Source organism: Pseudomonas inefficax, assembly GCF_900277125.1.
GTDB lineage: Bacteria > Pseudomonadota > Gammaproteobacteria > Pseudomonadales > Pseudomonadaceae > Aquipseudomonas > Aquipseudomonas inefficax.
Genome location: NZ_OPYN01000172.1, coordinates 43,858 through 57,708 on the forward strand (window position 1 = coordinate 43,858; position 13,851 = coordinate 57,708).

Below are 13,851 nucleotides of genomic sequence, written 5' to 3' on the forward strand. Positions count from 1 at the left end.
CGGCCTTGTGTCGCGAAAGCGCCGCAAAGCGGCCCCGGCGATGCCTGCGTCTACTTCAAGACCCTGGGGCTGCTGCGCAGCCCGATCGCGACACAAGGCCGCTCCTACAAAAAGCGCGTACTCCTGATACTGACGGTACTATGCCGCCAATCGCCCACTGGCAATCGCCTCCGATGCCGCAAGCATCGCGCGCAGCAACACCGCGCAGCCCGCAGCCAGGTCCTCGGGCGTGGCGTTCTCGATCTCGTTATGGCTGATACCGTTCTCGCAGGGCACGAAAATCATCCCCGCCGGCCCAAGCTCGGCCAGGAAGATCGCGTCGTGCCCCGCGCCGCTGACGATGTCCATGTGCGGCAGGCCCAGCGCCTGCGCCGATTCGCGCACGGCGTCGACACACCCTTTATCGAAGTACAACGCCGGGAAATCGGCCGTGGGTACCAACTCGTGGCTCAGGCCATGCCTGGCACAAGTCGCTTCGATCACCGCGCGCACATCGGCAATCATCGCATTCAGCTGCTCACCCTCCAGATGACGAAAATCCAGGGTCATGCGCACTTCGCCCGGGATCACGTTGCGCGAGCCCGGGTAGGCCTGCAGGCAACCCACCGTGCCACAGGCGTGGGGCTGGTGGCCGAGGGCGGTGCGGTTGACTGCCTCCACCACCGCCGCCGCGCCGACCAGGGCGTCCTTGCGCAGGTGCATGGGCGTAGGGCCGGCATGGGCCTCGACACCGCGCAGGGTCAGGTCGAACCATTTCTGGCCCAGCGCGCCCAGCACCACGCCGATGGTCTTGCGCTGATCTTCGAGGATCGGGCCCTGCTCGATATGCGCTTCGAAATAGGCCCCCACCGGGTGGCCTGATACAGCGCGCGGGCCGGCGTAGCCAATGGCGTTCAACGCCTCGCCAACGCTGACACCCTGGGCGTCGCGCTTGGCCAGGGTTTCCTCCAGGGTGAACTTGCTGGCGAACACCCCGGACCCCATCATGCACGGCGCAAAGCGCGAGCCTTCCTCGTTGGTCCACACCACCACTTCCAGCGGCGCTTCGGTCTCCACGCCGAGGTCATTGAGGGTGCGGAGCACTTCCAACCCGGCCATCACCCCGAAGCAGCCGTCGAACTTGCCACCGGTGGGCTGGGTGTCGATATGGCTGCCGGTCATCACCGGGGGCAGCTTGGGGTTTCGCCCAGGGCGGCGGGCGAAGATGTTGCCGACGGCGTCGATGCTGACCGTGCAACCGGCGGCCTCGCACCACTGCACGAACAGATCGCGGGCTTGGCGGTCGAGATCGGTCAGGGCCAGGCGGCACACGCCGCCCTTGGCGGTGGCACCGAGGCGGGCCAGGTCCATCAGGGACTGCCACAGGCGGGTGCTGTCGATGTGGGGGGCGGTGGTCTTCAGGATGTCTTGGACTGGGGTCACGGGTTTCTCCTTAAGGCTTTTTGTTTTCTGTGCCGGCCTCTTCGCGGGCATGCCCGCTCCCACAGGATCACCACAGGTCTGAAAAACCGTGCAGTACCTGTTGGAGCGGGCGGGCCCGCGAAGAAGCCAGCGCGGTCTCACGGCAAGGGCTTGGCCACCCGCGCCGGGCTGCGCGCGACAACGCCGGCGAAGAGGTAATACAGCGCCCCACCCAGCAGCGAACCGGTGAACCAGCCGTAGTCGTAGAACCAGCTGAAACTGTTGTTGCCAATGGCCATTACTGTCAGCGCCACCGGCAACGCAAAGGCGGCAAAGCCGGCCCAGTTCCACGCCGGGTATACGTCGTCACGGTACAGCCCGGCCAGGTCCAGCTGCTGCCGGCGGATCAGGAAGTAGTCCACCACCATGATCCCGGCAATCGGCCCCAGCAGGCTGGAATAGCCCAGCAGCCAGTTGGAGTACACGCTTTCCAGGCTAAGGTCGGAGACGATCCAGCCCAGCTTCTTCAGCAACTCATGGCCCATCAGCGCCAGGCCGATGAAGCCGGTCAGCCACACCGCGCGGCTGCGCCCGATCAGGCGTGGGGCGATGTTCTGGAAATCGTTGGTCGGCGACACGATGTTCGCCGCGGTGTTGGTCGACAGCGTGGCGATCACGATCAGCGCCATGGCCAGGGCCACCCAGAACGGGCTGTGGATCTTGCCGATCAGGCTGACCGGGTCGGACACGGTCTCGCCAACCAGCGACGCCGAGGCAGCGGTCAGCACCACGCCCAGCGCGGCGAACAGGAACATGGTCAGCGGCAAGCCGAAGATCTGCCCGAGAATCTGGTCCTTCTGGCTGCGTGCGTAACGGCTGAAGTCGGGGATGTTCAGCGAGAGCGTGGCCCAGAAACCGACCATGGCAGTAAGCCCGGCGCAGAAGTAGCCGAGCATGTTCGCCCCTTCCGGGCGCTTGGGCGGCTGGGCCAGCAGTTCGCTCATCGACATGTGCGGCAAGGCCCAGAACAGCAGGCCGACGCCGACCGCCACCAACAGCGGTGCAGAAAGCGTTTCGAGCCACTTGATCGACTCGGCGCCGCGTAGCACCACCCACAGGTTCAGGCACCAGAAGACCATGAAGCCGATCACCTCGCCGGTACCGCCCAGGGCCTTCCAGCCGTCGAACACCGAGCCGAGGAACAGGTGGATAGCCAGGCCGCCGAACATGGTCTGGATGCCGAACCAGCCACAGGCGACCACCGCTCGGATCAGGCATGGCACGTTGGAGCCAAGAATGCCGAACGACGAACGCAGCAGCACCGGGAACGGAATGCCGTACTTGGTGCCTGGGAAGGCGTTGAGGGTGAGCGGGATCAGCACGATCAGGTTGGCCAGCAAGATCGCCAGCAATGCCTCGCCCACGCTGAGGCCGAAGTAGGCGGTGAGCACGCCGCCAAGGGTGTAGGTGGGCACGCAGATGGACATGCCCACCCACAGGGCGGTGATATGCCATTTGTTCCAGGTGCGCTGGTGCACCTTGGTCGGGGCGATGTCGTGATTGTAGCGCGGGCTGTCGAGGACATCGCTGCCCTCGGACAGCTCGAACAGGCCATCCTGCTCGACCACTTCCGATCTGCTCTGCTGCATGAGGCTTGCTCCAGGTTTTCTTGTAGTTGTTGTTTGCCCATCGGGTTGATGCGATGGCCGGAGTACACACGCTTTATGTGCTTGAAAATCTCGACCAGATTTTCATCTTGTCAAGTCAGTCAAAGTTTCAAAAAACCCCGAATTAAGCACTGCAAAACAAATAAATCCATTAATTTCAATGAGTTAAAAACCACAAAATTAATGGGAAAATTTTCTTGCTGAATGCCGGATCTGCATCTAGCCTCCAATCTTGTCAGGTCTGACAGGATTAACCTCCCTGCCCGCCCTGCGCCAAGACAATTCCAAGAACCGGCCCAGACCGGTCAGCCTGCGAGGAAAACGGCATGTCCCTGTTGATCCGTGGCGCCACCGTGGTCACCCACGAAGAGAGTTACCCCGCCGATGTCCTGTGTGCCGATGGCCTGATTCGCGCCATCGGGCAAAACCTCGAACCACCCAGCGACTGCGAGATCCTCAACGGCTGCGGCCAGTACCTGATGCCAGGCGGCATCGACCCGCATACCCACATGCAGCTGCCGTTCATGGGCACCGTGGCCAGCGAGGACTTCTTCAGCGGCACCGCCGCAGGCCTGGCCGGTGGCACCACCTCGATCATCGACTTCGTCATCCCCAACCCGCAGCAGTCGTTGCTGGAGGCCTTCCACACCTGGCGCGGCTGGGCGCAGAAAAGCGCCAGCGACTACGGCTTCCACGTCGCCATCACCTGGTGGAGCGAGCAGGTGGCCGAAGAGATGGGCGAACTGGTGGCCAAACATGGGGTGAACAGCTTCAAGCACTTCATGGCCTACAAGAATGCGATCATGGCCGCCGACGACACCCTGGTGGCCAGCTTCGAGCGCTGCCTGCAACTGGGGGCGGTGCCCACCGTGCATGCCGAGAACGGCGAACTGGTCTACCACCTGCAGAAGAAACTGCTGGCGCAGGGCCTGACCGGGCCGGAAGCCCACCCGCTGTCACGCCCATCCCAGGTCGAGGGCGAGGCGGCCAGCCGTGCCATTCGTATTGCCGAGACGCTGGGCACGCCACTGTACCTGGTGCATGTTTCCAGCCGCGAAGCGCTGGACGAAATCGCCTATGCCCGCGGCAAGGGCCAGCCGGTGTACGGCGAAGTCCTGCCCGGCCATCTGCTGCTGGATGACAGCGTCTACCGTGACCCGGACTGGGCCACCGCCGCTGGCTACGTGATGAGCCCACCGTTCCGCCCGCGCGAACACCAGGAGGCGCTGTGGCGCGGGCTGCAGTCGGGCAACCTGCACACCACCGCCACCGACCATTGCTGCTTCTGCGCCGAGCAGAAAGCCATGGGCCGCGACGACTTCAGCCGTATCCCCAACGGCACTGCCGGCATCGAGGACCGCATGGCGGTGCTGTGGGATGCCGGGGTTAACAGCGGGCGCCTGTCGATGCACGAGTTCGTCGCGCTGACCTCCACCAACACTGCGAAGATCTTCAACCTGTTCCCGCGCAAGGGTGCCATTCGTGTTGGCGCCGATGCCGACCTGGTGCTGTGGGACCCGCAAGGCACCCGCACCATCTCGGCCAAGACCCACCACCAGCAGGTGGACTTCAACATCTTCGAAGGCCGTACCGTGCGCGGCATCCCCAGCCACACCATCAGCCAGGGCAAGGTGCTCTGGGCCGATGGCGACCTGCGCGCGGAAAAGGGCGCGGGGCGGTATGTGGAACGGCCGGCGTATCCGTCGGTGTATGAGGTACTGGGGCGCAGGGCTGAAGTGCAGCGGCCGACGCCCGTGCAGCGTTAAGGCCATTGGGGCTGCTGCGCAGCCCATCGCGACACAAGGCCGCTCCTACATGAGTGCGCGGTTCCTTGTAGGAGCGGCCTTGTGTCGCGATGGGTCGCGCAGCGGCCCTAGAAAACACCGCAATGCTTGTCGCCTGCATCCATAAAAAATAGAGAGGCTACAACCGTGATCGACGTCCTGAACCACTTGCCGCGCCCCCGGGCCGGCGCCGACCAACTGGCCGAGCGCTTCAGCGATCTGGCCCCACCCCTCACCGCTCGCCAGGCCGCCGTCGAAAGCGCACGCTGCCTGTATTGTTATGACGCTCCCTGCGTCAACGCTTGCCCCAGTGACATCGACATCCCGTCGTTCATCCACCGCATCAGCGACGAAAACCTGCAAGGCGCCGCCGAGCGCATCCTTTCGGCCAACATTCTCGGCGGCAGTTGCGCCCGCGTCTGCCCCACCGAAATCCTTTGCCAGCAAGCCTGCGTGCGCAACAACGCGCAGGAATGCGCACCGGTGCTGATCGGCCAGTTGCAGCGCTATGCCCTGGACAATGCCCACTTCACCGAGCACCCGTTCCAGCGCTCGCCGGCCACCGGCAAGCGCATTGCCGTGGTCGGTGCCGGCCCAGCCGGGCTGTCGTGCGCCCACCGCCTGGCCATGCATGGGCATGATGTGGTTGTGTTCGAGGCCTGCGACAAGGCTGGTGGCCTCAACGAGTACGGCATCGCCCGCTACAAGCTGGTGGACGACTATGCCCAGCGTGAAGTGGAATTCCTGCTCGGCATCGGTGGCATCGAAATTCGCCATGGCCAGCGCCTGGGTAGCAACCTCGGCCTGGGCGAACTGCGCGACCAGTACGACGCAGTGTTCCTCGGCCTGGGCCTGAATGCCGTGCGCCAGCTAGGCCTGCCGGATGAAGAAGCCCCCGGCCTGCTCGCCGCCACCGCATACATCCGCGAACTGCGCCAGGCCGGCGACCTGAGCCAGTTGCCCCTGGCCGACCGCTGCCTGGTGATCGGCGCCGGCAACACCGCGATCGACATGGCCGTGCAGATGAGCCGCCTGGGTGCCCGCGATGTCAACCTGGTGTACCGCCGCGGCCATGCCGACATGGGTGCCACCGGCCACGAGCAGGACATCGCCAAGGCCAACCAGGTACGCCTGCACACCTGGGCCCGCCCCGATGCGGTACTGTTGGACGAAAGCGGCAGGGTGCGCGGCATGCGCTTTGCCCGCACCGAGCTGGCAGACGGCCGCCTGCGCGACACCGGCGAAACCTTCGAGCTGGCTGCCGATGCCATTTTCAAGGCCATCGGCCAACGCTTCGACGACGCCAGCCTCGGCGACCCGGTGGCCGCACAACTGGCGCGCATTGGCGAGCGCATCTGCGTCGACGAAACGATGCAGACCAGCCTGCCGGGCGTATATGCCGGCGGTGACTGCACCGCCTTGGGCCAGGACCTTACCGTTCAGGCTGTGCAACACGGCAAGCTGGCCGCCGAAGCCATCCATGCCCAACTCATGCTCAACGTAGAGGCTGCGTAAATGGCCGACCTGTCCATCGAATTTGCCGGCATCAAGGCACCCAACCCCTTCTGGCTGGCCTCCGCACCGCCAACCGACAAGGCCTACAACGTGGTCCGCGCCTTCGAGGCCGGCTGGGGTGGCGTAGTGTGGAAAACCCTGGGCGAAGACCCGGCGGCAGTCAACGTGTCGTCGCGCTACTCGGCGCATTACGGCCCCAATCGCCAGGTGCAGGGCATCAACAACATCGAGCTGATCACCGATCGCTCACTGGACATCAACCTGCGCGAAATCACCCAGGTGAAGAAAGACTGGCCCGACCGCGCGCTGATCGTGTCGCTGATGGTGCCGTGCGTGGAAGATTCGTGGAAGTTCATCCTGCCGCTGGTGGAAGCCACCGGGGCCGATGGCATCGAACTGAACTTCGGCTGCCCGCACGGCATGCCGGAGCGCGGCATGGGCGCGGCGGTCGGCCAGGTGCCGGAGTACGTGGAGATGGTCACCCGCTGGTGCAAGACGTACTGCTCGCTGCCGGTGATCGTCAAACTCACGCCGAACATCACCGACATCCGCCAGTCGGCGCGCGCCGCGCACCGTGGAGGGGCCGATGCGGTGTCGTTGATCAATACCATCAACTCGATCACCAGCGTCGACCTTGATCGCATGGTCGCCCACCCCATCGTCGGCGACCAGAGCACCCATGGCGGCTACTGCGGCTCGGCGGTGAAACCGATTGCCCTGAACATGGTGGCGGAAATCGCCCGCGACCCGCAAACGCGCGGCTTGCCGATTTGCGGTATTGGCGGCATCGGCAGTTGGCGTGACGCCGCCGAGTTCATGGCCCTGGGCAGTGGCGCCGTGCAGGTTTGCACGGCAGCGATGCTGCACGGCTTCCGCATCGTCGAGGACATGAAGGACGGCCTGGCGCGCTGGATGGACCAGCACGGGCACCGCAACATCGAGGCGTTTCGCGGCCAGGCGGTGGGGCATACCACTGACTGGAAGTACCTGGACATGAACTACAAGTCGGTGGCGCACATCGACCAGCAGGCATGCATTGGCTGCGGGCGCTGCCACATTGCCTGTGAGGATACTTCGCACCAAGCGATTGCCAGTACGCTGAAGGCAGATGGCACGCATGCCTACAGCGTGATCGATGCGGAATGCGTGGGCTGCAACCTGTGCCAGATCACCTGCCCGGTGGAGAGCTGCATCGAGATGGTGGCTCAGGACACCGGCAAGCCGTACCTGAACTGGACGCAGGATCCGCGTAACCCCTACCGTGAGGCCAGTTGAAGCAATAGGGCTGCCTTGCAGCCCTTCGCGGGCACGCCCGCTCCCACAGAGATTGCGCCGCTTGGGAAGGCAGCGAAACACCTGTGGGAGCGGGCGTGCTCGCGAAGGGCCGCAAAGCGGCCCCGATCGCTCAGCGTACACCAACCTCAAGGCTCCAGCCCGATCCCCCGCAAGATCACACTGGTCACCGTCTGTACCGAACTTTCAAAGGCCATGTCCGACAACGCTTCCCCGCCATTGAGCAAGGTCACCTGGTAACCAAAGTCGGCATAGTGCTGGGTCGAGGCCCAGATCATGTACAAAAGCGCCGACGGCTCCACTGGCAGGATGCGCCCCTCCTCCACCCAGCGTCGGATCTTGGCTTCCTTCAGCTTGGCCCAGGGCACCAGGCTTTCATCCAGGTTCACCCCGAGTACCGGCGCCCCGTGCAGCATCTCTTCGGCCCAGATCTTCGAACCCAGCGGTCGCGAGCGCGAGTGGCCCATCTTCGCCCGGATGTAACTGGTCAGCACCACGCGCGGGTCGTCGAAGTTCTCGAAGCACAGCGCGTCCTGCTTCCACACATCCAGCAAGTCCTGCAGCACCGCACGAAACAGGTCGTCCTTGGTGCTGAAGTAGTAATGCAGGTTGGAACGCGGCAACTCGGCCTGCTCGGCGATATCGCCCATCGAGGTGGCGCCGTAACCTTTCTCGGCAAACACCTTTTCCGCTGCCTGCAGGATCTTCTCGATATTGCGCCGGCGGATTTCGATCTTGTGGTTGGCCATCAGGCTTGGGCCGTCCAGCCGAACACACTGCCATGGAAGGCCTTGCTCCATGCGATGTCGCTGACATTGAACTCGATGTTGTCAATCTGCCGGTCAGTACCGCGAATGCCCATGTGTGCTCCGTGCCGAAGGGGTTTGCCCTAGTCTACTCCGGTCGTTTCACACTTTTATATCAGGCAGCCTGAAACAACCGGGTAATTACAGGTTGCTGTCGGTGACGCGCCTGCCAGATATCGTAATCAGCCTGAATGGCCAACCACAGGCGGGCGGTACTTATTCCAGCCATCTCCAGGCGTATCGCCAAATCCGGAGACATCGCCGCGCGACCATGCAATACCCGCGAAAGCGCTTCTCGAGAGAATCCAAGATGCGATGCGAAGGCCTTAACCGTCAGACCTAACGCGGGCAGAACATCTTCACGCAGGGTTTCGCCAGGATGTGGCGGGTTGTGCAAAGACATGCTCAGCTCTCCTTTTCAGTGGTAATCAAGGTAATCGACCAGTTCGACATCCGAACCCACGAAGCGAAAGATCAGCCGCCAGTTACCAGACACACTGACTGACCAGAAGCCTGACAACTCCCCCTTGAGCGGATGTAAGTGCCAGCCTGGTACGCTCAAATCTTGCGCAGACATGGCGCACTCGAGAAACTGGAGTTGCCGCTTCAAGCGCTTTGCGTGAGAGAGCTGGATCCCTCGAGTGTTGCCCGTATCATGAAAAATACGCAGTCCCTTGTGTCGAAAACTGATGATCATGGGTAGCTCGCCGCGTCCATTTGGGAGACGAGCCAAGTGTGACGCCATGAGTCACACGAAGCAAAGTATCATATGTGACGTAATGCGTCACACGTTGATTGCCAGTGGAGGCGTTTCTATCCACCACTCGCACGATCACGCACCGGGCACTGTGCGCGGTGAAGGTTCAGTGCAGTGTTGATGATGCCGATATGGCTGAACGCCTGAGGGAAGTTGCCAAGCATGCGCTGGCCCGCCGGGTCGTACTGTTCGGCCAGCAGGCCAAGGTCGTTACACAGCCCGGTCAGGCGTTCGTACAGTGCCTGCGCTTCTGTCTGACGGCCCAGCAATACATACACATCGGCCAGCCAGAACGAACACACCAGGAATGTGCCCTCCCCGGGCGTGAGGCCGTCGCTGCAACTGTCACTGTCATAGCGCAGCAGTAGCCCGTTTTTCAGCAGGCGCTGCTCGACCTGTTCAAGCGTGCGCAAAAAGCGCGGATCATCCGCCGGCAGGAAGCCGGTCAGGGCGATGTGCAACAGGCTGGCGTCCAGCTCGGTCGAGCCATAGGCCTGGACGAAAAAGCGGCCGCTGGGATCCAGGCCCTGCGCGCAGACTTCATGACGAATTTCGTCAGCCACCTGGCGGTAATGCTGCCCGCGCTCGCGGCCTTCCTCAGTGGTGTCGGCCAGCCCCGCGGCACGGTCGAAGGCGACCCAGGCCATTACCTTGGAGTGCACGAACTGCTGGCGGCCGCCACGTACTTCCCAGATGCCTTCGTCCGGCTCACGCCAGATCCGCTCGACGTAGGGCAGGATCAGCCGGGAGATGGCAGCGCTGCGCGGGTGCCGGGGCAAGCCGCCCCTGATCGCCTGGGCCATGGCATCGGCCAGTTCGCCATAGATATCCAGCTGCATTTGCTGCGACGCTGCATTGCCCACCCGCACCGGTTGCGAGTGCTCGTAACCGGCCAGCCACGGCAAGCTGTATTCCTGCAGGTCGCGCTCGCCAGCCAGGCCGTACATGATCTGCATTTGCTCGGGGTTGCCGGCCACCGAGCGCAACAGCCACTCGCGCCAGGCCTGGGCTTCGTCGAAGTAGCCGAGGTTCATGAAGGCCAGCAGGGTCATGGTCGCGTCGCGCAGCCAACAGAAGCGGTAGTCCCAGTTGCGCTCGTGGCCGATGCGCTCGGGCAGTGAGGTGGTGACGGCGGCAACGATGCCGCCGGTAGGTGCATAGGTCATGGCCTTGAGGGTCAACAGCGAGCGGCGCACCAGGGCGGAATATGGACCCACTTGTGGGCAGCGGGCGGCGAAGGCCTGCCATTGGTCGATGGTTTGCGCCAGCGCTTCGTCGCTATCACAGCCAGGCTGCACCGGCAGGTGCGAGGGTTGGTGGCACAGGCAGAACACCTGGCGTTCGCCTGCACCGACGCGAAAGCGGGCGACCGTGTGCTGGTCGCGGGAATGCGGCGGGACGGTGGTGCGCAGGATCAGCCGGTCGGGGCCGGCGACGGCGCTGAGGGTCAGCGGGTCGAGCCGTTCTACCCAGGGCACGCTGCGGCCATAGTCGAAGCGCATGACCAGGTCCATCTCGAAATTGGTTTCGCCAGCGAGGCCCTCGACGATGCGCACCAGCGAGTTGACCTCGCTCAGCGGCATGAAGTCGAGCACGCGGGCGCGGCCGGTGGCGGTAACCCAGGTGGTTTCCAGTACCAGGGTGTCGTCCAGGTATCGGCGGCTGCTGTGTTCGACCGGGTCACAGGGGGCCAGGCGCCAGCGGCCGTTTTCTTCATTGCCCAGCAGTGCAGCGAATACCGCAGGGGCGTCGAAGCGTGGCAGGCACAGCCAGTCGAGCGAGCCATCGCGGCTGATCAGGGCGGCGCTGCGGCAGTTGCCCAGCAGCGCATAGTCTTCGATGTGGGCAGGCATTGCGGCTCCTTGTGTGGCTGCCTGTGCTGGCCTCTTCGCGGGTGAACCCGCTCCCACAGGTACATCACAGGTCTTGAAACCAGTGGCATATCTGTAGGAGCAGCCTTGTGCTGCGAAGAAGGCAGCAAGGCCGGCACATCTCAACTGGCTTAATGGCCCTTTCGCAGCGCAAGGCTGCTCCTACAGGTCCGTGCAACCCCTGAGACAGGAGCCGGCACAGGCTTTTACAAAAACCTCACCCCAAGCGATGCCACTCGCGCTTGTCCCGGGTCAGCAATTCATTGCCGGCCTCGGGCCCGTCTTCACCGGCCGGGTACTCATGCACCTCGCCACCCTGTGCCCAGGCATCGAGGAACGGCTGCACCGCGCGCCAGCCGTTCTCGATGTTGTCAGCCCGCTGGAACAAGGTCTGGTCACCGGTAAGGCAGTCGTAGATCAGCGTCTCGTAGCCGGTCGCCGGGGTCATCTTGAAAAAGTCCTTGTAGGCAAAGCCCAGCTCGACATTCTCCATCACCAGCTCCGGCCCGGGGCGCTTGGCCTGCAGGTCGAACCACATGCCTTCGTTGGGCTGGATCTGGATTTTCAGGTAATTGGGCTTGGGCCGCTCCAGCTCCGACTCGCGGAACTGCGCGTAAGGCGCGGGTTTGAAGCAGATGGCGATTTCGGTATCGCGCACGCTCATGCGCTTGCCAGTGCGCAGGTAGAACGGCACGCCAGCCCAGCGCCAGTTGTCGATCATCACCTTCAGCGCTACATAGGTCTCGGTCTGGCTATCAGCCGCGACGTTGGCCTCGTGGCGGTAGCCGGGCAACCGCTTGCGCCCCTGCCGGCCGTCGCTGTACTGGCCGCGCACGGAGTTTTTCAGGGCCATCTTCGTCGACCACGGGCGGATGGCGCCGACCACCTTGGCCTTTTCGCTGCGTACGGCATCGGCGGCAAACGCGGCCGGGGGCTCCATGGCCACCATCGCCAACAACTGGAACAGGTGGTTGGGCACCATGTCGCGCAAGGCCCCGGTGCTGTCATAGAACGCACCCCGGGTCTCGACGCCTACGGTTTCCGCGGCAGTGATCTGCACATGGTCGATGTAGTGGTTGTTCCAGAACGATTCGAACAAGCCGTTGGAGAACCGGCTGACCAGGATGTTCTGCACCGTCTCTTTGCCCAGGTAATGGTCGATGCGGTAGATCTGCCGCTCGCCCATCACCTTCAGCAGGCAAGCGTTGAGCGCCTCGGCGCTGGCCAGGTCGGTGCCGAAGGGCTTTTCCACCACCACCCGGCGAAAGCCGCCGGCCGATTCGTCGAGCAGCCCGGCCTGCCCCAGGCGCTGCGCCACTTCGGGGAAAAAGCGCGGCGAGGTCGCCAGGTAGAAGATGGCATTGCCATGGCGGGTTGTGTCGATGCGCTTGGCGAGCGCCTGGTAGGTGGCCGGGTCGAGGAAATCGCCGGTCTGGTAATCCAGGCGCTTGGCCAGCCGTGCCCAGAGCTTCTCATCCAGGCATTTGGCCGTGCCCTCGCCACCTTTGTCACGCTCGGCCATGAACGCATGCAGGCGCCCGGCGAACTCCTCGGCGGTGGCCGGGTTGTGGTCGACACCGACGATGCGCAGGTTGCGGTCCAGCAGACCGTCACGGCTGAGGTTGTAAAGCGCCGGCATCAGCAGGCGCTTGACCAGGTCGCCATTGGCGCCGAACAGGAACAGGGTGCATGGCGGAGCAGCCGGAATGCTCTGTCTGGTCATTCGCCTTTCTTCTCGACATGGCCACCAAAGCCCAGGCGCATGGCCGAGAGAATCTTGTCGCCATAGGTGCCCTGCTGCTGGCGCGAGCGGAAGCGGGCGAACAGCGCGCTGGACAGCACCGGCACCGGCACCGCCTGCTCGACGGCGGCGTCGATGGTCCAGCGGCCTTCACCACTGTCGGACACCGAGCCACTGAACTGCGAAAGTTGCGGGTCGGCTACCAGCGCATCGGCGGTAAGGTCGAGCAGCCACGAGGTGACCACGCTGCCACGCCGCCACACTTCGGCGATTTCGGCCACGTTCAGGTCGAAACGCTGGTCCTCCGGCAGTTCGTTGCCGCCCTTGCTGCGCAACAGGTCGAAACCTTCGGCGTAGGCCTGCATCAGGCCGTATTCGATGCCGTTGTGCACCATTTTCACGTAGTGCCCGGCACCGGGTGGGCCGGCATGGATGTAGCCGTGTTCGGCACGCTGGTGCTCGCCACTGCGGCCATGGGTACGCGGAATGTCACCCACGCCCGGGGCCAGTGCCTTGAATAGTGGTTCCAGGCGCTCGAATACATCCTTTGCGCCACCGATCATCATGCAGTAGCCACGGTCCAGGCCCCACACGCCGCCCGAGGTGCCGACGTCCAGGTAATGCAGCCCACGCTTGGCCAGCTCGGCGGCGCGGCGCATGTCGTCCTTGTAGAACGTGTTGCCGCCGTCGATGATCGCATCACCCGGCTCCAGCAGCTCGGCCAGTTGGGCGATGGTCTGCTCGGTGGGCTCACCGGCGGGCAGCATGACCCACACCGCACGCGGTGCCTTCAGCTTCTGTACCAGCGCGCCGAGGTCGTGCGCACCCTGGGCGCCCTCGCCCTCCAGGCCATCGATGGCCTCGCGGTTGCGGTCGTGTACAACGGTGCGGTGGCCGGCGCGCATCAGGCGCCTTGCAATATTGCCGCCCATGCGGCCCAGCCCGATGATTCCCAGTTGCATGAGCCGATGCTCCCCTTTCGAAATAAATGACAACACAATCCAGCTTTTCAGATT

At 63.8% G+C, this 13,851-nt stretch carries 11 protein-coding genes and 1 pseudogene; 3 read left to right on the forward strand and 9 right to left on the reverse strand.

Annotation, left to right across the window (positions count from 1 at the left end; all coding sequences use genetic code 11):
* Nucleotides 1-138: 138 nt before the first annotated feature.
* Entirely contained in the window at nt 139-1,422 is a 1,284-nt protein-coding gene (locus tag JV551A3_RS20810; protein WP_133979088.1) for a Zn-dependent hydrolase, read from the reverse strand.
* A gap of 137 nt (nt 1,423-1,559) precedes the next feature.
* Nucleotides 1,560-3,050 (reverse strand): NCS1 family nucleobase:cation symporter-1, encoded by a 1,491-nt coding sequence (locus JV551A3_RS20820; protein ID WP_133973927.1) that lies wholly within the window; start codon nt 3,048-3,050, stop codon nt 1,560-1,562.
* Nucleotides 3,051-3,394: 344 nt separating this feature from the next.
* Between JV551A3_RS20820 and hydA the strand changes: the two genes are divergently transcribed.
* The 3 genes from hydA (at nt 3,395) to preA (ending at nt 7,642) form a co-directional block, all read left to right on the forward strand.
* Nucleotides 3,395-4,834, forward strand: a complete 1,440-nt coding sequence (hydA, locus tag JV551A3_RS20825) for a dihydropyrimidinase (RefSeq protein WP_133973929.1) — start codon at nt 3,395-3,397, stop codon at nt 4,832-4,834.
* Between the two features lie 165 nt (nt 4,835-4,999).
* Complete coding sequence (locus JV551A3_RS20830; protein ID WP_133973931.1) at nt 5,000-6,367, forward strand: NAD(P)-dependent oxidoreductase; 1,368 nt, start codon at nt 5,000-5,002, stop codon at nt 6,365-6,367.
* Nucleotides 6,368-7,642, forward strand: a complete 1,275-nt coding sequence (gene preA / locus JV551A3_RS20835; RefSeq protein WP_133973933.1) for an NAD-dependent dihydropyrimidine dehydrogenase subunit PreA — start codon at nt 6,368-6,370, stop codon at nt 7,640-7,642. It begins immediately after the preceding gene.
* Nucleotides 7,643-7,788: 146 nt separating this feature from the next.
* Here the strand turns inward: preA and JV551A3_RS20840 are convergent, their stop codons facing one another.
* The 7 genes and pseudogenes from JV551A3_RS20840 to gnd all read right to left on the reverse strand — a co-directional run bounded on the left by JV551A3_RS20840 (nt 7,789) and on the right by gnd (nt 13,836).
* Entirely contained in the window at nt 7,789-8,409 is a 621-nt protein-coding gene (locus JV551A3_RS20840) for a TetR/AcrR family transcriptional regulator (protein ID WP_133973935.1), read from the reverse strand.
* A 14-nt stretch (nt 8,410-8,423) separates the two neighbouring features.
* Nucleotides 8,424-8,522: pseudogene (locus tag JV551A3_RS20845) on the reverse strand (VOC family protein); the annotation flags it as partial.
* 59 nt (nt 8,523-8,581) lie between these two features.
* The gene (locus tag JV551A3_RS20850; protein ID WP_133973937.1) at nt 8,582-8,869 is read right to left on the reverse strand and encodes a HigA family addiction module antitoxin; all 288 of its coding nucleotides are present in this window, start codon (nt 8,867-8,869) and stop codon (nt 8,582-8,584) included.
* Nucleotides 8,870-8,884: 15 nt separating this feature from the next.
* A complete protein-coding gene (locus JV551A3_RS20855; protein WP_133973939.1) occupies nt 8,885-9,163 on the reverse strand; it encodes a type II toxin-antitoxin system RelE/ParE family toxin in 279 nt (92 codons plus the stop codon).
* Nucleotides 9,164-9,279: 116 nt separating this feature from the next.
* On the reverse strand, nt 9,280-11,076 hold the full coding sequence (locus JV551A3_RS20860; protein WP_133973941.1) for a glycoside hydrolase family 15 protein: 1,797 nt from the start codon (nt 11,074-11,076) through the stop codon (nt 9,280-9,282).
* A 235-nt stretch (nt 11,077-11,311) separates the two neighbouring features.
* Nucleotides 11,312-12,817 (reverse strand): glucose-6-phosphate dehydrogenase, encoded by a 1,506-nt coding sequence (zwf, locus tag JV551A3_RS20865; protein WP_133973945.1) that lies wholly within the window; start codon nt 12,815-12,817, stop codon nt 11,312-11,314.
* The gene (gnd, locus tag JV551A3_RS20870) at nt 12,814-13,836 is read right to left on the reverse strand and encodes a phosphogluconate dehydrogenase (NAD(+)-dependent, decarboxylating) (protein WP_166674286.1); all 1,023 of its coding nucleotides are present in this window, start codon (nt 13,834-13,836) and stop codon (nt 12,814-12,816) included. Before gnd ends, zwf begins: the two co-directional genes overlap by 4 nt.
* Nucleotides 13,837-13,851: the final 15 nt, after the last annotated feature.